This is a genomic window from Streptomonospora nanhaiensis (assembly GCF_026642255.1).
GTDB classification, from domain to species: domain Bacteria; phylum Actinomycetota; class Actinomycetes; order Streptosporangiales; family Streptosporangiaceae; genus Nocardiopsis; species Nocardiopsis tropica.
Map to the genome: position 1 here is coordinate 3,007,555 of NZ_CP113264.1, position 19,092 is coordinate 3,026,646.

General features: G+C 68.7%; 13 protein-coding genes and 1 pseudogene. 9 read left to right on the forward strand and 5 right to left on the reverse strand.

All coding sequences use genetic code 11. From position 1 onward, the window contains the following. The first annotated feature begins 346 nt into the window (after window positions 1–346). From OUQ99_RS12990 to OUQ99_RS13010, 6 genes and pseudogenes are all read left to right on the forward strand, one after another. Complete coding sequence (locus OUQ99_RS12990) at window positions 347–2,080, forward strand: N-6 DNA methylase (protein WP_267949697.1); 1,734 nt, start codon at window positions 347–349, stop codon at window positions 2,078–2,080. Continuing rightward, complete coding sequence (locus OUQ99_RS12995) at window positions 2,077–4,107, forward strand: type I restriction-modification system subunit M (RefSeq protein ID WP_267949698.1); 2,031 nt, start codon at window positions 2,077–2,079, stop codon at window positions 4,105–4,107. The genes OUQ99_RS12990 and OUQ99_RS12995 overlap by 4 nt, the downstream gene beginning before the upstream one ends. Continuing rightward, a pseudogene (locus OUQ99_RS31680) lies at window positions 4,104–4,325 on the forward strand (hypothetical protein); the annotation flags it as partial. The gene OUQ99_RS12995 and the pseudogene OUQ99_RS31680, both read left to right, overlap by 4 nt. A gap of 87 nt (window positions 4,326–4,412) precedes the next feature. After that, complete coding sequence (locus OUQ99_RS13000; RefSeq protein ID WP_267949699.1) at window positions 4,413–5,384, forward strand: restriction endonuclease subunit S; 972 nt, start codon at window positions 4,413–4,415, stop codon at window positions 5,382–5,384. 11 nt (window positions 5,385–5,395) lie between these two features. Then, window positions 5,396–8,617, forward strand: a complete 3,222-nt coding sequence (locus OUQ99_RS13005) for a type I restriction endonuclease subunit R (RefSeq protein ID WP_267949700.1) — start codon at window positions 5,396–5,398, stop codon at window positions 8,615–8,617. A 75-nt stretch (window positions 8,618–8,692) separates the two neighbouring features. Then, window positions 8,693–10,348, forward strand: a complete 1,656-nt coding sequence (locus tag OUQ99_RS13010; RefSeq protein WP_267949701.1) for a serine/threonine-protein kinase — start codon at window positions 8,693–8,695, stop codon at window positions 10,346–10,348. Window positions 10,349–10,490: 142 nt separating this feature from the next. Here the strand turns inward: OUQ99_RS13010 and OUQ99_RS13015 are convergent, their stop codons facing one another. From OUQ99_RS13015 to OUQ99_RS13030, 4 genes are all read right to left on the reverse strand, one after another. Then, window positions 10,491–10,793 carry a hypothetical protein gene (locus OUQ99_RS13015; RefSeq protein ID WP_267949702.1) on the reverse strand — a complete coding sequence of 101 codons (303 nt, stop codon included), beginning with the start codon at window positions 10,791–10,793 and terminating at the stop codon, window positions 10,491–10,493. 382 nt (window positions 10,794–11,175) lie between these two features. Beyond that, complete coding sequence (locus tag OUQ99_RS13020; protein WP_267949703.1) at window positions 11,176–12,744, reverse strand: tripartite tricarboxylate transporter permease; 1,569 nt, start codon at window positions 12,742–12,744, stop codon at window positions 11,176–11,178. 1 nt (window position 12,745) lies between these two features. Next, window positions 12,746–13,378, reverse strand: a complete 633-nt coding sequence (locus OUQ99_RS13025; protein ID WP_267949704.1) for a tripartite tricarboxylate transporter TctB family protein — start codon at window positions 13,376–13,378, stop codon at window positions 12,746–12,748. Continuing rightward, a complete protein-coding gene (locus tag OUQ99_RS13030; protein WP_267949705.1) occupies window positions 13,375–14,367 on the reverse strand; it encodes a Bug family tripartite tricarboxylate transporter substrate binding protein in 993 nt (330 codons plus the stop codon). The genes OUQ99_RS13025 and OUQ99_RS13030 overlap by 4 nt, the downstream gene beginning before the upstream one ends. Before the next feature lie 305 nt (window positions 14,368–14,672). Here OUQ99_RS13030 and OUQ99_RS13035 point away from each other — a divergent pair, with 305 nt between their 5' ends. Genes OUQ99_RS13035 through OUQ99_RS13045 form a run of 3 tightly spaced genes read left to right on the forward strand, consistent with a single transcriptional unit; the run spans window position 14,673 to window position 17,523 of the window. Next, window positions 14,673–15,464, forward strand: a complete 792-nt coding sequence (locus tag OUQ99_RS13035) for an IclR family transcriptional regulator (protein ID WP_267949706.1) — start codon at window positions 14,673–14,675, stop codon at window positions 15,462–15,464. After that, window positions 15,461–16,681 carry a CaiB/BaiF CoA transferase family protein gene (locus tag OUQ99_RS13040; protein ID WP_267949707.1) on the forward strand — a complete coding sequence of 407 codons (1,221 nt, stop codon included), beginning with the start codon at window positions 15,461–15,463 and terminating at the stop codon, window positions 16,679–16,681. Before OUQ99_RS13035 ends, OUQ99_RS13040 begins: the two co-directional genes overlap by 4 nt. Next, window positions 16,678–17,523, forward strand: coding sequence for a citryl-CoA lyase (locus OUQ99_RS13045; protein ID WP_267949708.1), 846 nt, complete (start codon window positions 16,678–16,680; stop codon window positions 17,521–17,523). The genes OUQ99_RS13040 and OUQ99_RS13045 overlap by 4 nt, the downstream gene beginning before the upstream one ends. A gap of 199 nt (window positions 17,524–17,722) precedes the next feature. Here OUQ99_RS13045 and OUQ99_RS13050 read toward each other — a convergent pair whose 3' ends face one another. Beyond that, complete coding sequence (locus tag OUQ99_RS13050) at window positions 17,723–18,955, reverse strand: MFS transporter (RefSeq protein WP_267949709.1); 1,233 nt, start codon at window positions 18,953–18,955, stop codon at window positions 17,723–17,725. Between the last annotated feature and the right edge of the window lie 137 nt (window positions 18,956–19,092).

A 19,092-nucleotide genomic window follows, 5' to 3' on the forward strand; every position in this document is an offset into this window, starting at 1 on the left:
TGAGTTCTGGTTCGGTGTTCAAGCGGTGCGGGTGCCGGGTGGGTCGTACCTTGAGGAGGCTCAGGAGCGGATGTCCGCGGTTGCGGTCGCGCGGTCACGGGATCTGGTACTTCTCGCTCGAGGCGGATCAGAGCCTTGGTAGTCGGTCCCGGGTGTGTCGGAGGTCGGTGTCCGCGGGGTCGTTCTCCTCGATCCGCGTGACTTCGTGCTCCTGCCCGGACCTCCTCTCGGCGCTGGGTGGTGTGTCAGCTTTTCTGGCGCGTGACACCCAGCGAATGGGAGCTTGTTAGCGCCGTCAACTGAATGTAACTTGGCGATCAGAATGCTACTCGTGTACGTTCGAGCCATGGGCAGAGGAAACGAGGTATCCGATGCCATGGTGACCGCTGCGGAGATCGCACGGTTAGCAGGCGTGACGCGCGCTGCGGTGTCCAACTGGCGCAGGCGCCGCTCGGACTTTCCCGCACCCGTCGGCGGCACCTCGGCGAGTCCCCTGTTCTCGCTCGCCGAGGTACAGCAATGGCTGGAAGGGCAGCGCGAAGGGCGAGAGGTCAGTGGGGAGGTCCGGCTCTGGCAGGCACTGCGCGGCACCTACGGCGAGGAAATGGTCAAGGCGCTGGCTGCTGTAGGAGAACATCTCCGAGGGGATGTGGACGAGCTGACCGACCAGACCGCCCGCGAGGCGGTGGACGGGCTGATCGCCGACCGAATGCCCACCGAGGTCATGGAGGGCCTGGTCGCCCGGTTGCTGGAGTCCACCGCACGCGCCGCGTTGGACGGGGCCTCGACATTGCGGCTGGCTTGCGCTGTCCGAGAGTTCGCCGGTGAGACCTCTGGGACCGTCTTCGACCCGGCGTGTGGCATCGGCTCCCTTCTTGTTGCAGTGGGCGGTGGTGCGGTTAGTAGCAGGCTGGGGCAAGACACTCACATAGAAGCGACGCGCGTGGCCCGGGTACGCGCGGCCCTGGCCGCCACCGGGGCGACGGCACCGGTTCAGATCGTGGCGGCCGACTCATTGCGGGCCAACGCGTTCCCCGATCTCCGCGCGGACGTGGTCGTGTGCGAGCCACCAACCACCGTGGCTGACTGGGGTCGCGAGCAGTTGCTCGTCGATCCGCGTTGGGAGATGGGTGTGCCCTCGCGAGGGGAGAGCGAACTCGCCTGGCTTCAGCATTGCTACCACCACACTGCACCCGGCGGGCGCGCCGTGGTGGTTCTGCCGGCATCGGTCGCCCATCGCCGCTCTGGTCGCAGAATTCGGGCGGAGTTGGTGCGCCGCGGCTGTGTCGCCGCAGTGGTGGCTCTACCGCCGGGCCTCGCCGCCAGCCACGCACTTCCGCTACACCTGTGGCTGCTGAGCCGTCCCTCTGGCCCCGGGCAGGCAGCGGGGACCGTACGCATGGTGGATCTCAGCACCAACAGCCCGGACGGACCGTGGGAACCTCAGCCGCACCAGGTTGCGGAGGTGCCGCTGATCGATCTGCTGGACAACGAGGTGGATCTCACGCCCAGCCGCTACGTACGTGAGCCGGAACCCGACTACGCGATGGAGTACGCCAAGCTGCGCGAGGATCTCGACACTCGCCTGAGCCGTCTGCGGGCGCTACTTCCTGAGCTGCCACCACGTGGCCGGGCCGACGCCCTGGACGATGGTGTCCCGATCGCGGTGAGTGACCTGCTGGCCGCCGGCCTGGTCAGCCTGGATGGTGACGAGCTCGTCTCCGCCAGCGACCAGTTGGATCCCGACTACGTACGCGGATTCGCCAATAGCGCGGCGAACGCCCGTCGTAGCACGTCCTCCTCGGCTACGTTCCGAGCGGACGTGCAGGCGGCGCGCCTACCCCGCATGGACGCTGAGCGACAGCACCGCTACGGCGACGCCTTTCGCTTGTTGGGCGCGTTCGAGCGAGAACTCGCCGAGCTTGCCAGCATGGGCGACCGGGCTGCGAGGCTCGCCCGTGACGGTCTCACCGAAGGTGCACTCGATCCGTTGCCAGCCTTTGACGGCGCCAACGCTGAACACCAAAGCACGTCGAACGACAGAGACGCCGCAGTAGGGCGAGAGGACAGGACGCTTTGAGCAAGAACCAGGACCTGGCCGACTTCATCTGGTCGGTGGCCGATCTACTGCGTGGTGACTACAAGCGCTCGGAGTACGGAAAGGTCATCCTGCCGCTGACGGTGCTGCGCAGGCTGGACTGCGTCATGGCCCCGACCCGCCAGGCGGTGTGGGACCGGGCGGCCTCTTACACCGGAGAGAACAAGGACGGACTGCTGCTTGCAGCCTCCAAGCTGAAGTTCTACAACCTCTCCGAGCAGACCTTCGAATCGATCAGCAGCGACGCGGCCAATGTGGCGAAGAACCTCAAAGACTACATCCGGGGATTCTCCTCGGAGGCCACCGAGATCATCAACCGCTACGAGTTTCAACTCCAGATCGACCGCCTGGACAACGCCGACCTGCTCTACCAGGTGGTGCGGAAGTTCGCTGGCCTGGACCTGAGCTTCGAAGCCGTGGACAACCACGATATGGGCTATGTCTTCGAGGAGCTGATCCGCAAGTTTGCCGATGCCTCCAACGAGACTGCCGGTGAGCACTTCACCCCGCGCGAGGTCATCGAGCTGATGGTCGAGCTGCTGCTCGCCCCGGACGACGACCGGCTGACGGGGGCGGGCCAGGTCGTCAATATCCTCGACCCGGCCTGCGGCACCGGCGGTATGCTCTCGGCAGCCGAAGAACACATCCGCAAGCTGAACCCGCGCGTGCGCGTGAACTTGTTTGGACAGGAGCTGAATGCCGAGTCGTACGCTATCTGCCGCTCCGACATGCTGCTGAAGGGCCATACCGCCAAGAACATCCGCTTCGGTAACTCCTTCAGTCAGGACGGCCACGACGGAGAGACCTTCAACTACATGCTCGCCAACCCACCCTTCGGTGTGGAGTGGAAGAAGGTCGAGAAGACCGTCCGCCAGGAGCACGAGGACCGCGGATTCGACGGCCGCTTCGGCGCTGGCCTACCCCGGATCAACGACGGCTCGCTGCTTTTCCTGCAGCACATGATAAGCAAGATGCAGCCGCTCAAGAAGGACGCGGCGGGCGATGAGGTCGGCGGCACCCGCCTGGCCATCGTCTTCAACGGTTCCCCGCTGTTCAGCGGTGGGGCAGGGTCGGGCGAGTCGGAGATCCGCCGGTGGATCATCGAGCACGACTACCTGGAGGCGATCGTTGCCCTTCCGGATCAGCTCTTCTATAACACCGGCATTTCTACATACTTCTGGATCGTCACTAACCGCAAGCCCGTCGATCGCAAGGGCCGCGTGATCCTGCTCGACGCACGTGACCAGTGGTCCAAGATGCGCAAGTCCCTCGGTGAGAAGCGCAAGGAGATCACGCGGGAGCAGATCGGAAATATCTGTGCGATCTATCGCGATGCGCTGAGTATTGTCGGTGACGATAACCATCCGGATCACGGGCGGGTGAAGGTCTTCTCCAACCGAGACTTCGGCTACCAGCGCATCACCGTGGACCGGCCTCTCAAGCTCCGCTTCGAGCTGACCGAGGACAGCCTCGCTCAGTTCGGTGCATCGGCCGCTGCGAAGAAGGCGGTTGGGGGCGAGGCGGCGGTCGAGTTGTTTCTGGCCGCGCTCAAGCCGCTGCTTGGATCGCAGTGGTCCACCAAGGCTGAGGCATGGGACGCCATGCGGACGGCGATGGTGGCTGGCGGCGTGCTGTGGCCCTCCACCGCGCCGTTTCAGAAGGCCCTGCGCGACGCGGTGGGCGTGACCGACCCAGAAGGCGAGGTCCAGCTTATTAAGGGCAAGCCCGAGCCTGACCCGGGCCTGCGCGACAACGAGAACGTCCCGCTGAGCGAGGACATCGACGAGTACTTCGCCCGCGAGGTGCTGCCGCACGTCCCGGACGCCTGGATTGCCGAGACCCGCAACCCGAAGACCAAGGAGATGGAGCGGTTCAAGCTGGGGTACGAGATTCCTTTCACCCGCCACTTCTATGTCTACACGCCGCCGAGGCCGCTCGCGGAGATCGATGCAGAACTGAAGGCTCTGGAGGCCGAGATCCAGGCCTTGCTGGGGGAGGTGGCAAAGTGACCTTCGTTCTCGGCACGTCGCTTCCCAGTGGGTGGTCTTCTTCTCCCCTGAAGCACGTCACCACAGTCTTGAATCGAGGATCAGCTCCTGACTACGCAGACGACGGGTCCGTGCGTGCTGTGAGCCAGGCAGCCAACCAACCGAGTGGGTTGGATTGGTCTCGGACAAGGTTCCACACATTCTCGGGGGACCCGCGAAAGTTGAAGGGCTACTTGCAGCCCGGAGACGTGATTATAAACTCCACCGGGACGGGAACGTTGGGCCGAGTAGGTCAGTTCATGGGATCTCCGGATGGAATCCCATGTATGGCGGATGGTCATGTAACGATTGCGCGCGCAGATCATCGCGCATTGCATCACCGATTCTCCTACTACTGGCTCGTGTCTCAGCCGTTCCAGGAGTACGTCTATGCTGCCCTTGTCGTAGGGGCAACAAATCAAATCGAGCTCAACCGTGAACGCCTTGGAGAGGCTCCGGTTCCACTTCCTTCACTGGAGGAGCAGCGCCGCATCGCTGGCTTCCTCGACGCCGAGACCTCTCGGATTGACCACCTCATGGAAAAAATGCGCTCTCAGGACGAATTGCTTTCCAGCCGCCGACGGGCGGTACTTGCTGCAACTTGCCGCCCCGAAGATCGTGTGGTGAGGTTGGGGTACTTCCTTAGTTTGGTGACTAGCGGCCCGCGTGGGTGGAGTGATTATATCGGTGTCGAGGGAAACATGTTCTTTCGGAGTGCTAACTTGTGGCGTGATTCCACGGAGCCGAAACTCACCTCGGTTGCCTATGTTGAACCTCCGTCGTCTGCATTGGCGGAGTCTAGCCGATCCACGATCCACTCTGATGACGTTCTCGTTGGTATTACCGGTGCAAATACTGGATGGGTATGCCTAGCGAATCAGGACGTCGTAGGGGCGAATATCAGTCAGCATGTCTGCTTGCTCCGCCCCTCCCGGCTTGTGTCTGGGAGGTGGCTGGCCTACCTCCTCTCGTCCCCCCTCATCCAAGATTCTCTTCTTGGGAGCCAGTATGGTGGCACGAAAACCCAGCTCTCACTTCCCGATCTGAGGGACTTGAAAGTCCCGATCCCTGAGCTTCGGAAGCAACAGTCGATAGCCGACGAGATCCAGCATCAGATCATTGGGATCGAGAACGAAAAGGGAGCACGCGCCAGGCAGATTGCACTCCTCGGCGAGCGCCGCCAAGCACTCATCACTGCTGCCGTAACCGGCCAGCTCGACGTCACCACCGCCCGCCCCGCGCACGACCACGGCCTCTGAGGGGGATCCAGATGAACGATGCCCGCGTGTACACCGAGAAAGCATTTGAGAACGCCGTGGAAGCGGCGCTGCTGCGCAGCGGCTGGCAGCGCGGGCTGTCGAACACCTACGACCCCACGCTTGGCATTGACACTTCCGAGCTGGCCGCGTTCCTTGGTGCGTCGCAGAACGACGCGTGGTTGGCGCTCCGGGACGCCTATGGCGAGGATGAAGAGCAGGCCATTGGTCGGTTCGCGAAGCGCGTGGCTCGGGAGATTGACTCGCGCGGCCTGCTGGACGTGCTGCGTCGGGGTGTGAATGACCGCAACGTGAAGATCCAGCTTGCGTACTTCCGTCCCGCTCACACCCTCGCCTCTGGCGCCTTGGACGAGTACGACGCCAACCGGCTCATCTTCGTGCGCCAGTTCCACTACTCCGCCGCGCGCCCGACCGACAGCCTCGACATGGCGTTCTTCCTCAACGGACTCCCCGTCGCCTCAGCGGAGTTGAAGAACGGGCTGACGGGCCAGACTGTCGAGGACGCCAAGCGGCAGTACCGCCGCGACCGGAAACCGAAGGAGCTGTTCTTCGCCAAGCGCAGCCTGGTCCATTTCGCGGTCGATCCGACGCTGGCTTTTCTGACGACCCGCCTGGCTGGCGACGCCACTCGCTTTCTCCCGTTCAACACCGGCTCCGGTGGCCCTGGCCAAATCGGCGGAGCGGGCAACATCCCGGCCCCGACCGATGGGAAGTACCCCACCTCCTACCTCTTCGACCAGGTGTGGGTTCGGGACAACTGGCTGGAACTGCTTCAGCGGTTCCTGCACGTGGAGGATGCCGCCGCGAAGGCCGGTCGGGCGCCGTCGCACAAGCCGGGCAGCGCGCACACGCAGCCGTTGATCTTCCCCCGTTTCCATCAGTGGGATGCGGTGCGCAAGCTCATCGCGCACGCGGCCCGCCACGGGGCGGGGGAGAACTACCTGATCCAGCACTCCGCTGGCTCGGGCAAGTCCAACACCATCGCCTGGCTCGCGCACCACCTGTCCAGCCTGCACACCTCTCACGATCCTGGCCAGATCGCGCCCGCTGCACTCGCCTCCGGCCTGGGGGCGAACAGGCTGGTCTTCGACAAGGTCATCGTCATCACCGACCGGCGGGTACTGGACAAGCAGCTCCAGGACACCATCTACCAGTTCGACCACAAAGCTGGCGTGGTCGTGCGGATCGACGAGAACTCCCAGCAGCTCGCGGACGCGCTGACAGGGCCGACGGCCCGGATCGTGATCACCACGGTGCAGAAGTTCCCCTTCGTCCTGGACAAGGTCGCGGGGTTGGGCGGCCAGCGCTATGCGGTGATCATCGACGAGGCGCACTCCTCACAGGGTGGAGAGAGCGCGGCGGCTTTGAAGAAGGCGCTGGGACGTCTGGGCTCGGACGTGGTGGACGAGGACGGCGACCCGTTGACAGCCGCGGCCCTGGCACGAGGAAAGCAGCCGAACCTGTCCTTCTTCGCTTTCACGGCCACTCCCAAGGCGAAGACGATCGACCTGTTCGGTACCCCTTACGGCAATCCCGGCTCGGGGGAGCAGGAGAAGGGCCCGTTCCACACCTACTCGATGCGGCAGGCCATCGAGGAAGGCTTCATCCTCGACGTGCTCGGCAACTACATCACCTACGCCACGTACTTCAAGCTCCAGGAAGCTGCCGCCGAAGAGGCGGAGCAGCAGGTGGACCCGCGCAAGGCCCGCTCGAAGCTGGTGCGGGCCGCGCTGATGTCGGAGGCCTCGATGGCCTCCCGGGCGAAGATCATCGTCGACCACTTCCGCTCACACTCCAGCCCGCGCCTCGGAGGCCGGGCCAAGGCGATGGTGGTCACCTCTGGCCGTGACCACGCCGTTCGGCTGTACCAGGCCATGCGGGCCTACATCGACCAGCGGGGCTTCACCGATTGCGGCACCCTGGTCGCGTTCTCCGGGGCACTGACCCTCGACGGGATCGAGTACACCGAGGCCAAGCTCAACGGCTTCCCCGAACGCGAACTGTCGGCACGTTTCGGCTACACCCGCGCGGACGACCCGAACCCGCCTTCCGTCCCCAAGCCAGAGCACCGAATCCTCGTCGTCGCCGAGAAGTACCAGACCGGCTTCGACCAGCCGCTGCTGACCACCATGTACGTGGACAAGATCCTGGTGAAGCTGGCCGCGGTGCAGACGCTTTCCCGGCTCAACCGCACCCACCGGCTCAAGACTACCGAGGACCTGTTCATTCTCGACTTCGCCAACCGGCCCGAAGACATCGAGCAGGCTTTCCAGCAGTACTACGAGGGGTCGGTCAGTGAGCCCACCGACCCCAACCTCCTGTTCGACCGCGAACGCGAGGTGATGTCCTACCAGCTCCTGGTAGAAGCCGAGATGGACGCCTTCGTGACCGCGTACTTCGCGGCCTTCCAGAGCGGCTCGGCCACCGACACCGCCATCATGAAGGCCCACGCCCGCCTCTACGGATACCTGCAGCCCGCCCTGGACCGTTTCAATGCCCTCAATGCCACCGAACCGGACACCGCTGCCGAGTTCCGCCGCGCCCTGGACTCCTACACCAAGGCGTATGGCTGGCTCTCCCACGTGATCGGATTTGAGAATCTCGAACTGGAACGGCTCTACCAGTACGGGCGTTTCCTGCTGCGCCGCCTGCCGGCGCCCGATCGCAGCGCTGGCGCCGACATTGGCGCGACAGCACCGAGTCACATGCGCATCGCTCAGACGGGCACCCCGGAGCTGCGCCTGGAGGCGGCGGGCGCGCAGGTACTGTCCGGCCTGGTAGCCGAGGCCGCCGGAGCGGTGGCCGAGGCGGAGGAGATGTCGCTGGCCGAATTGATCCGGTCCGTCAACGACGAGTACGGGACCGGGCTCTCCACCGCCGACCAGATCCTGCTCAGCCAGCTTGTTGTCGCCGTCAGCGAGGACCCCGAACTCCGGGCTATCGCCCTGCACCAGGACCAGGACGTCTTCGGAGGAGAACTGGAGAAGGACCTCGACCGGATCGTTATCGACCAGGCGGCGTCTAACGACGCCTTGATGGTCCGCTACTTCGACGACACCGACGTCAACCGCCTGTTCAAGCAGGTCGCGACCCAGCAGGCGTACCAGCTCATCCGGCGGCCGGTCCGACGCGAGGCCGAGCGCCGGACCACCCAGCAGCGGGCCGCCGAGCTCAAGTCGTCCGGAAGCCGTCGGGCGGAACCGCCGACCGCATAGCCTGTGCTCTGCAGCACGTCAGGCAATAGGCCGAACGGGGTGGTCACGCTCCGGCCACACAGAGAGGGACCTCGCATGGTGCAGGGCGGCACGCCGAGCTTCGACGCTGGTGTACCGGCCCGCGTGATCGCGGACCGGTACCGGCTGCACACGCCCATCGGTGCGGGCGGCATGGGCGAGGTTTGGCAGGCGTACGACGAGCGACTGGACCGCCGGGTTGCGGTCAAGATGATGCTGGCCGAGAGCCCGGTCCCGCCCGGGTTCCAGGGCGCGGCCTTCGAGGAGACCCTGCAGATCCGCCGCGCCCGATTCCTGCGCGAGGTCCAGATCACCGCTGGCATCGAGCACCTGGGTGTGCCGGCCGTCTACGACACCGGAGTCGACGAGGCCAGCGGACGTCTGTTCGTGGTTATGCAGCTCCTGCAGGGACGCGAACTGCAGACGTTCATCGATGAGACCGACTACGAAAGCGAGACGGTCCCCGTCTCCTGGGCCGCGGCCGTCGGCGCCCAGATCGCCTCCGTCCTTGACACCGTGCACCATCACGACGTCGTTCACCGCGACATCAAACCGGCCAACCTGATGCTCACCCCCGGAGGTGTGGTCAAGGTCCTTGACTTCGGCGTCGCCGCCCTGCGAGGAGTCGGTACCCTGCCCCGCCTCACCCAGGTTGGCATGACCGTAGGCACCCCGCCCTACATGTCCCCCGAACAGAGCCTGGCCAACGCTGTGGGACCCGCCGCAGACGTCTACGCCCTCGCCTGCGTGCTCCACGAACTCCTCACCGGCAAACCGCCGTTCATCCCCGATGACAGCCGCTCCCACATGTGGCATCACGTCCACACCCAGCCCCCGCCCATCCGTGTCCTGCGCCCGGATGCGCCGGCCGATATCGAGAAGCTCCTGCTGGGGATGCTCACCAAGGAATCCGAGCAACGAATGGACGCGATGGCGGTCTATGACGCCCTCCTGCCCTTCGTCCACGCCTCCACGGGCACCCCCGCCACGACCGATGAGGGCATCCTCGACCCCCGTCTGCCGTTCCTGCGCCCCTTCGGCGGCCGGGCGCCCAGCTCCCGTGTCGCCCCCTCGTACACCCCCACAGTCGTCATCCCCTCACCGCTCGCGCCCCCACCGGCAGCCGCACCGCAGGGGCCGGAGCCAGGCCCTGCCGCACTGACCGAGCAGGAGGCGGACGCGGTCTCCGACCGGGCAGCGCAGCTGGCTCAGGACGGCCAGTTCACCCAGGCCGCCGACGCACTCGCCGAGGCCATCGCGAGAGCCGCTGACCCGGAGCTACGGGAGGGCATGCAGTTCAGCCTCGCCCAGGTGAAGTTCCTGGCCGGAAGCCACCGTGAGGCCCTCGCGCTCTTCGAGCCGCTCGCCCACCACTACACCGACCGGTACGGCGCCGGCGACGAGCAAGCCCAACTGTGCTGGTACTACGCCGCGCAGTGCCGGATGGAACTCGGCGAAGCCACCGCCGCCATCCAAGCCTTCAACCACGTCAGCGAGAGCACGCCTGAGCCTGACGACGAGGACGCTACCAACCGCTATCTGGACGTCCTCGCACGATTGATGAGTCTGCATGCTGCGGCGGAAAGCCTCCCGCAGGCACTGCATGTAGGCGACTGGCTTCGATCGGAGACGGTACGCCTCCGGGGAAGCGACTGGCCCGGGTTGGGGCAGATCGACACCTACCTTCGCTGCCTTCGCCAAGACCTGGGCTGACCGCCTGACGTCTCGGGATCCGTCAAGGCTGACACGTACGTGTTCCCTCCGGACCGGCTTCCGACAGTGGCAGTTTGTATGGGGCCAACAAGGCAGCCCGGCCGTACTACCAGGAAACCCCCCTTAGCTACGGGACCGTCTGTCATGTAAGAACCGAGTGATCGCCGAGTCTTCGGCTAGCTTCGTTGATCGCAGTGTGGAGCTCGTGGAACAGCGGCTCAGGGAGGGTTTGCCTGTCAAGACCGGAGGATTCGAGTACAGGAATCAGGCTGCCCATCTGATCGGATGAAAGCTTTCCTCCCCATGCAGTGAGCAGGTCTCGGACCGCATACCCGTACTGTGCGCGGACGATGGCGACGACCAGCCGCGAAACGAGCTCGGAGGAGTCCTCTTGGAGACCTCCGAGGAGCTCCGTTGGGACGATCCCGAGCCGTGTCGTGAACACGACCCGGCACGAAACAGTTGCTGGTCTCCGTGGACCCGGAATGGGTCGTCGACGTCGGTGGCGCGCGGTTCCCGGAGGGTGAGCCTGGCGCTGGAGAGTTCGACTGGGTGAATGTCCGGCAGGCTAGCGGCCCGAGGCCAGCGCTCCGGTTCCGGTGAAGGAGCCGGTACCGGGGAGCACCTCGGGGACGGAGACGCGGCGAAGACCCCTTGTGAGGTGCTCGTGTCAGCCTTCCGTCCCGGGAGTTCGTGGCACACTCGGCAGGATTCGGACCGGCGACTGCTGGAGGAGAAGGCCCCGCTCACGAGGCACCCACGACGGAGGCCCCGGGCACGGCGGTCGCCGTGCCCGGGGCCTCCGCAGAGGGACCCGCCTCCCCCGGCTACCCGGCAACCTCCGTCTTCTCGGCGGCCTCGGCCTCGGCCTGGGCCCGGCTCCGGCGAGCCGAGCGCATCCGGGCGACGGCGACCAGGGCCACGGCCGCGAGGATGACCGTGTAGATGCCGATGGTGATCGGTCCGGAGAAGAGCGCGCCCACGTCCCCCTGGCCGATGGCCAGTGCACGGCGGAGCTCCGTTTCAGCGAGCGGGCCCAGGATGACCGCGATGAGCACCGGGGCCACCGGGATCGAGTACCGCCGCATCATGAACCCGAGCAACCCCAGCAGGATCAGGAGCCACAGCTCGATCACGGAGTAGGACGAGGCGTAGACCCCCAGCACCGCGAAACCGGTGATGCCGGCGTACAGGTAGCGGCGCGGGATCAGGAGCAGTTTTGCCCACAGCGGTGCGAAGGGCAGGTTCAGGATGAGCAGCATGACGCTGCCGATGAACAGGCTGGCCAGGAGCGCCCACACCAGGTCGGCGTTGCGCTCGAAGAGCAGCGGGCCGGGCTGCATGCCGTACTGCTGGAAGGCGGCGAGCATGATCGCCGCCGTGGCCGAGGTGGGCAGCCCCAGCCCCAGCAGCGCGCCCATCGCGGTGCCCGCCGTCGCGCTCGCGGCGGTCTCCGGGGCGGCCACGCCCTCGATGGCGCCCTCGCCGAACTCGTCGGGGCGCTTGCCCCTGCGGGCCCGCAGCTGGGACAGCTTGCGCTCGGTGCCGTAGGCCAGGAACGTGGGGATCTCCGACCCGCCCGCGGGGACGGCGCCGAAGGGCAGTCCGAAGCCCAGCCCGCGGATCCACGCGGGCACGGCGCGTTTGAGGTCGCGTCCGCTGAGCCAAGGGGTGCCGGTGGTGCGCAGGAGTTCGGTGGTCCCGCTTCCTCCGCGGTGCACGCGCGAGGCCACGTGGAGGACCTCCCCGAGCGCGAGCAGGCCCACGGTCACCGTGATGATGCTGACCCCCTCGAACAGGGAGGGGATGCCCAGGGTGAAGCGGGCCGCGCCGCTCTGGGAGTCGATGCCGACCATGGCCAGGGACAGGCCGATGGAGAGCGCGATGAGGCCGCGCACCATGGACTGGGCGACGACCGCCGAGGTGGCCAGGAAGGCGAAGACGGCCAGTGCGAAGTACTCGGCGGGGCCGAAGCGCAGGGCGATGTCGATGATGACGTTGGAGAAGAACGCCACCACGGCCGTGGAGACGACCGCGCCGATGAACGCGCCGATCGCCGACGTGGCCAGGGCCTGGGAGGCCCTGCCCTTGAGCGCCATCTTGTGGCCCTCGATCGCCGTGGCGATGGCCGAGCTGTTGCCCGGGGTGTTCATGAGGATCGAGGTCGTGGAGTCGCCGAAGAGCCCGCCGTAGTAGACGGCGGTGAACATGATGAACGCGCCCGTGGGGTCGAGCTTGAATGTGACGGGCAGCAGCAGGGCCACCGCCATCGCCGACCCCAGGCCGGGCAGGACGCCGACCGCGGTGCCGAGCACGACGCCGACCAGCGCCCACAGCAGGTTCTCCGGGGTGAGGGCGGCTGCGAAGCCGCCCCCGAGAAGTCCGAGCGTCTCCATGTCAGAGCACCCCTCCCAGGATCCCCGCGGGGAGTTTCAGGCCCAGGCCGGCGACGAACGCCAGCTGGACGACGGAGGAGTAGACCAGCGCCACGCCGGCCTCGAACACGGGACGCCGCTTGTCGCCGAAGGCCCAGGCGACGCCGAAGAACAGCAGGGCCCCGGACAGCAGCCAGCCCACCGGCTGCAGCAGCAGGGCGAAGAGCGCGACGGAGCCGATCACGATGCCGACCGTGCGCCAGTCGCTGTGGGTGGCGGGCGCGCCCGCCGGGGGCCGCTCGCCGTCGACCAGCTCTCCGACGGCTCCGGCCTGGTCGTGCGCCCTGGTCTCGGTGTCGGCGAGGCCGCTCTCCGGCTCCGGGGCGGGGCGCCGGATCACCTGGACGGCGAGCGCCGTGCCCAGGACGACCATCAGGACCGCGACGACGGAGGGGAAGAACTGCGGCCCCGGCGAGGCCGAGTTGTCGGGCACGTGCATGGTGAGCGTCTGCTCGCCGAGGAAGAGGCCGATGCCGATGGTGAGCAGACCGACGAAGATCTCGCTCCGCCCCCTCCACCAGTGCCGGGCCGGCCGCGCGGGGCGCGGTCCGGTGTCGGTCCCGCGCGGTTCCGCGGGTGTGCTGCTCAGGCTCATGACAGTCCCAGGTCCTGTGTGACGGTGGTGATGCGGTCGATCTCGGCTGCGAGGAACTCCTCGAACTCCGGGCCGGACTGGAAGGTGTCCTCCCACCGGTTGCGTTCGAGGGTGTCCTGCCACTCGGGGGTGCGGACCATCTCCTCGACGATGGCGGTCAGCTCCTCGCGCTCGGCGTCGCTGATGCCGGGCGCGGCCATGAAGCCGCGCCAGTTCGGCAGCACGGCGTCCACGTCCTGCTCGGGCAGGGTCGGGTGCTCCTCCAGCCCCGGGACCCGCTCCTCCGCGGAGACGCCGAGGACGCGGAGGTTGCCCGCCTCCACCTGGTCGCGGAACTCGTTGTAGCCGGAGACGCCGACGTCGACGCTGCCCGAGAGCAGGGACGTGAGCGCCTGGGCGCCGCCCGCGAAGGGGATGTAGTTGACGCTCTGGGGGTCAACGCCGCGCGACTGGGCGGCCAGGCCCGCGAGGAGGTGGTCGGTGCCGCCCAGGGAGCCGCCGCCGACCGCCACCGCGCCCGGGTCCTCCTCCCAGGCCGCGACGAGGTCCGACATGTCCTCGAACGGGGAGTCCTCCCTGACCACGAACACCTCGTAGTCGTCGGCGACGCGGGCGATGGGGACCACGTCCTCCAGGGTCTGCGCCGAGTCGTTGACGATGATGCCGCCGATCATGACGGTGCCCGTCGTCATCAGGGTGGTCGCGTCGCCCTCCCGGCGGACCGTCTGGGCGAGGCCGATCGTGCCGCCGGCCCCGGGGAGGTTCATCACCTGCGTGTTCTCGACGATGCCGTTGACGCGCAGGGAGTGCTGTGCCTCGCGCGCCACCAGGTCCCAGCCTCCGCCGGGGTCGGCCGGGACGACGATGTCGACCCGGGCCCGGGCCTCGGACGCGCCCGTGTCGGAGAGCGCGGCGTTGGCCGCGGCGGCGCCGACGACGAGGACGGAGGCCACGGCTCCCACCGAGCGGAGGATCCGCTGGTTCTTCATCCTTCACTTCCTCTCGACCCTCTGGTCCACCTGGTGGACCAGTAGGGCCGCTTGCTGGTTCCGGAAATGATGCGGGTCACAATGGCTCCTGTCAACGGGAGGATGACACGCGCCCGTAACGTGTTTGTCGCGGTCCGGGTGTACGTGCCTCTTCCAGCGACTTTTTTCCCGGATCGGCGTCGGGGGCGGGGGCGCCCGTCGCGGGCGGGCCTGTACGGGAATCCGCCCCGTGCGCTAGGCTGTCGCCGCGAGTCCACCTGATGGATCAGAGAGACCACACAGTGGACCACTGGCGAGGAGGAGACATGCCGGGAGGCGACGCGGACGGCTCCGTGCGCAGCGTGGCGCGCGCACTGGACCTGCTGGACCTGTTCGACGAGACGCACCAGGCCCACACCGTGCGGGAGCTCACCGAACGGACGGGTCTGGCCAAGACGACCGTCCTGCGACTGGTGGGAACCCTGGAACAGCGGGGGCTGCTGTGGACCCGGCCCGACGGCCGGATCGGGGTGGGTCCCGGACTGCTGCGGTGGGCCCGCCTGGCCCACGCGGTCTGGAGGGTCCCCGAGGCGGTCCGGGCGGTGATGCGCGAACTCGTCGCGGACACCGCGGAGACCGTCAACCTCTACGTCCGCGCGGACGCGGTGCGCGTGTGCGTCGCCCAGGAGGAGGGCCCCCAGCGGCTCCGCCACGTCGTGAACACCGGTGACGAGATGGTCCTGTGGGGCGGCTCCGCCAGCAAGGTCCTCCTCATCGGCGCCCCCGAGTCCCTGCTCCTGCGCGTCTCGGCGGCCTCGCCCCACGGCCCCGGGCACCTCAACCGGCTCAAGGAGGAGGTGGAGCGCGCCGCGCGGCTGGGCTACGCGGTCAGCCACGGCGAGCGCGAGACCGGGGCCTCCGGCGTCGCCGCCCCCGTGTACGGATCGGACGGCGCCGTCCCCGTCGCCGCCCTGGCCGTGGGCGGGCCCACCGCCCGCTTCACCGACGCCGCGGTCGAGAGCTTCACCTCGGCCGTCGTCGGCGCGGCGGGCCGCATCACCGGCATCGGCCTCGACCCCCTGGGCGGGCCCGCCGGCCCCGGAAGGACGGCCCGATGAGCGCGGCGGAACAGCCCGAACCCCTGCTGGCCGGGGTCCGCGTCCTGGACATGACCAACGTCCTGGCCGGACCCTACGCCGGCTACCAGCTGGCCCTCATGGGGGCGGAGGTGGTCAAGGTCGAGGTGCCCGGCAGCGGGGACCTCGCCCGGCGGCTCGGAGCCGCCCCCGACCTCAGCGCCCGGGGCCTGGGCGCGTCGTTCCTGGCGCAGAACGCCGGAAAGCGCTCCCTCACGCTCGACCTCAAGTCCCCCCGGGGCGGCGAGGTGATGGAGCGGCTGGTCCGCGGGTCCGACGTGCTGCTGGAGAACTTCCGCCCCGGGGTCCTGGAACGGCTGGGCTTCGGCTGGGAGCGGCTGCGCGAGATCAACCCCCGGCTGGTGTACTGCGCGGTCTCCGGGTTCGGGGCCGACGGCCCCATGAGCGGGCGCCCCGCCTACGACCAGATCGTCCAGGGGCTCTCGGGGATGATGAGCGCCACCGGCACCCCGGGGACCGGGCCGCTCCGGGCCGGCTTCCCCGTCGCGGACGTCCTGGGCGGCCTCGCGGCGGCCTTCGCGGTCAGCACCGCGCTCGTGCGGCGCGAGCGGACCGGGATCGGCGCCAGCGTGGACGTGTCCATGCTGGAGACCGCCATCACCGCCATGGGGTGGGGGGTCTCCAACTTCCTGACCACCGGCGTCGAGCCGTCCCCCATCGGCAACGAGAACGCCACCGCCGCCCCCTCCGGCACCTTCGCCGCGGCCGACGGCGCGCTCAACATCGCCGCCAACAAGCAGGAGCAGTTCGAGACCCTGTGCGCCCTGGTCGGCGCGCCCCACCTGGCCTCGGACCCGCGCTTCGCCCGCCGCGAGGACCGCAAGACGCACCGGGACGCCCTGCGGGAGGAGCTGGAGAAGCACCTCGCCCGGCGCACGGCCCGGGAGTGGGAGCGGGAGCTGTCCGAGGCGGGCGTCCCGGCCGCCCGCGTCCTGAGCGTGGCCGAGGCGCTGGACCTGGACCAGGTGGAGCACCGGGGCCTCGTGCACACGCTCCCCTTCCCCGGGGAGGAGGGGCGCGAGCTGCGGGTGCTCGGCAGCGGGGTGCACGTGGACGGGGCCGCCCTCGCCCCGCCCGGACCGCCCCCCGTGCTCGGGGAGCACACGGCCGAGGTCCTGCGCGAGGCGGGCTTCGGCGACGAGGAGATCGACAGGCTGCGCGAGGAGGGAACCGTATGAGCGACACCGGCCAGGAGTCCATGACCCGCCGCGAGATCGGGAACTGGTGGTCCACGGGGGTCATCAGGATCGCCCCGGGCGAGATCGAGCCGCGCGGCTACCCCGTCCAGGAGCTGATCGGGCAGGCCTCGTTCGTGGACACCGTGTGGCTCATGCTGCGCGGGGAACTGCCCGATCCCCGGCAGTCCCGCCTGCTGGAGGCGGCCCTGGTCGCCGCCGTCGACCACGGCCCCCAGGCGCCGTCGATCGCGGCCGCGCGCATGGCGGCCACCTGCGGCGTCGGCCTGAACAGCGCCGTCGCCACCGGCGTCAACCTCCTCGGGGACGTCCACGGCGGAGCGGGCCAGCAGTGCGTGGAGCTCCTGGAGCGGATGGCGGCCCTGCGCGCCGGGGGTGCCCCGGTGGACCGCGTGGCCGCCGACGAGGTGGCCGGGTACCGCGCCCGGGGGGAGTACGTGCCCGGGTTCGGCCACCGCTTCCACCCCCGCGACCCCCGCCGCGACCCGCTCCTGGGCCTGGTCGGGGAGGCCGTGGAGGAGGGCGTGGTGCCGGGCGGCCCCCTGGAGTCGGCCCTGGCCCTCGAAGCCGCCCTGTCCGAGGGGCGTGCGAGGCCCGTCCCCATGAACGTGGACGGCGCCACGGCGGTCGTCTACGCGTCCCTGGGGTTCCCCGCCGAACTGGCGCGGGGGCTGTTCGTGCTCTCCCGCTCCGTCGGGATCCTCGCCCACGCCTGGGAGGAGCACGGGTCGGGCGCCAGGATCAAGGGGCCGCTCCCCCGCTCGGTCCTGGCGGAGTACACCGGGCCGCCGACCCGCCACGTCCCCGCGGACCGGAGGGCCTGAGGGCCGGTCCCGTCCCCGGGAAGGTTCACGGCTCCGCTCCGCCTTCCCTCCGTGATCTTGTACTTATAGCGAGGTTGGGCGTCGAGAACGTCTATAAGTACAAGATCATCGGGGTCGGGACCCCTCACATCACATCGGCGACGTTTTCGGCCACGGCACTACGGGGCCCTGCTCGGCGCCGGCCGCCCCGGCCCGGGGCTCAGGGGGTCCGGAACTCCCGGGCCCCGGGGGCCAGCGCGGCCAGCGCGGGCGCCGCCACGCACAGCAGGGCGCACGCCAGGAGCACCGGCCCGGCGCCGAAGGCCTGCGCGGCCGGGGCGATCAGGGCCAGGCCCACGGGCGCGAGCCCGTAGGAGAACAGGAAGTCCAGGGAGGAGACCCGCGCGAGCTTGCCGGGCTCCACCTCCCGCTGCGCCGCCGTGAACCACGGGACGTTGAACAGCTCCACGCCGACCCCCACCACCGCGTACGCGGCCATGACCGCCAGGGGGCCCACGGGCAGGATCAGGCTCAGCGGGGCCAGGCCGTAGAGGGCCAGCCCGGCCAGGGCGGTCCACCCCTGGGCCGGGGGCCGCCACCGGGAGACCAGCACCGCCCCGAGGAGGGCGCCGCCGGTGTAGGCGGTGAGCGCCCCGGCCAGGACCGCCTCGGTCCCGTAGTGGTCGCGGCTGGCCAGGGGGAGCAGGACGTTGGTGGCGGAGTAGCCCAGGGCGATCACCACGGTGAGGGCGCCCAGCCCGGCGACGAACCAGGGGTGCCTGCGGGCCTCGGCGAGCCCTTCGAGGAACTCGGTGTGGAAGGCGGCGCGCGGGGCCCGCTCCCCGGTCCCCGCCGCGGCGCCCGCCGGGGGCAGGAGCGCGGCCGCGAGCCACAGCGCGGCCGTGACCAGGAGCAGGGCTCCCGTGCCGGTCACCGTCGACAGCAGCGCGGTCAGCCCGGGGGCGAGCAGGGTGGCGCCCCGCACGGAGAACGTGAGGGCCGCGTTGGCCTGCTGCCGGTCCTCGGGGGCGACGACCTCGGCGGTGAGCGCCTGGAACGCGGGGCGACAGGCGCCCTGGCCGACGCCCACCACGGCCGCCGCCGCTGCCATGAGCGCGGTGGAGGTGCCCAGCCCCAGGGCGAGGACGGGTGTGGCGGCCGCCGCCGCGAGCCCCGACCACAGGACGACGGACCGCCGGGAGTGGCGGTCGGCGAGCAGCCCGCCGAGGGGGACCGCGACCAGGAAGCCCGCGGTCCGTGTGGCCAGGACCAGTCCCAGGCCCACGGCGCCGAGGGAGCCGTCGAGCACCGCCAGACCGAGGATGAACGGCAGGGCCCAGGTCGCCAGGCCCGACGCCGTGGTTCCGCACCACAGGCGCACGAAGGCGGGGTCGAGGAGGGGGGAGCCCCGTAGCCGGCGGGGATCGGTCTGGTTCGGCGTCGTCGTTGACACGCGTGGTCTCTCGCTCTCTGGCGGTTCGGCAGGGGTCTGTTCCATCTTAGTGAAAACGATAACCACTAACGCTCGTATTCACATCGCCGCCATCTGCTGACAATGATTTTCATTTCCCCTATAGTCGTCATCGCCAG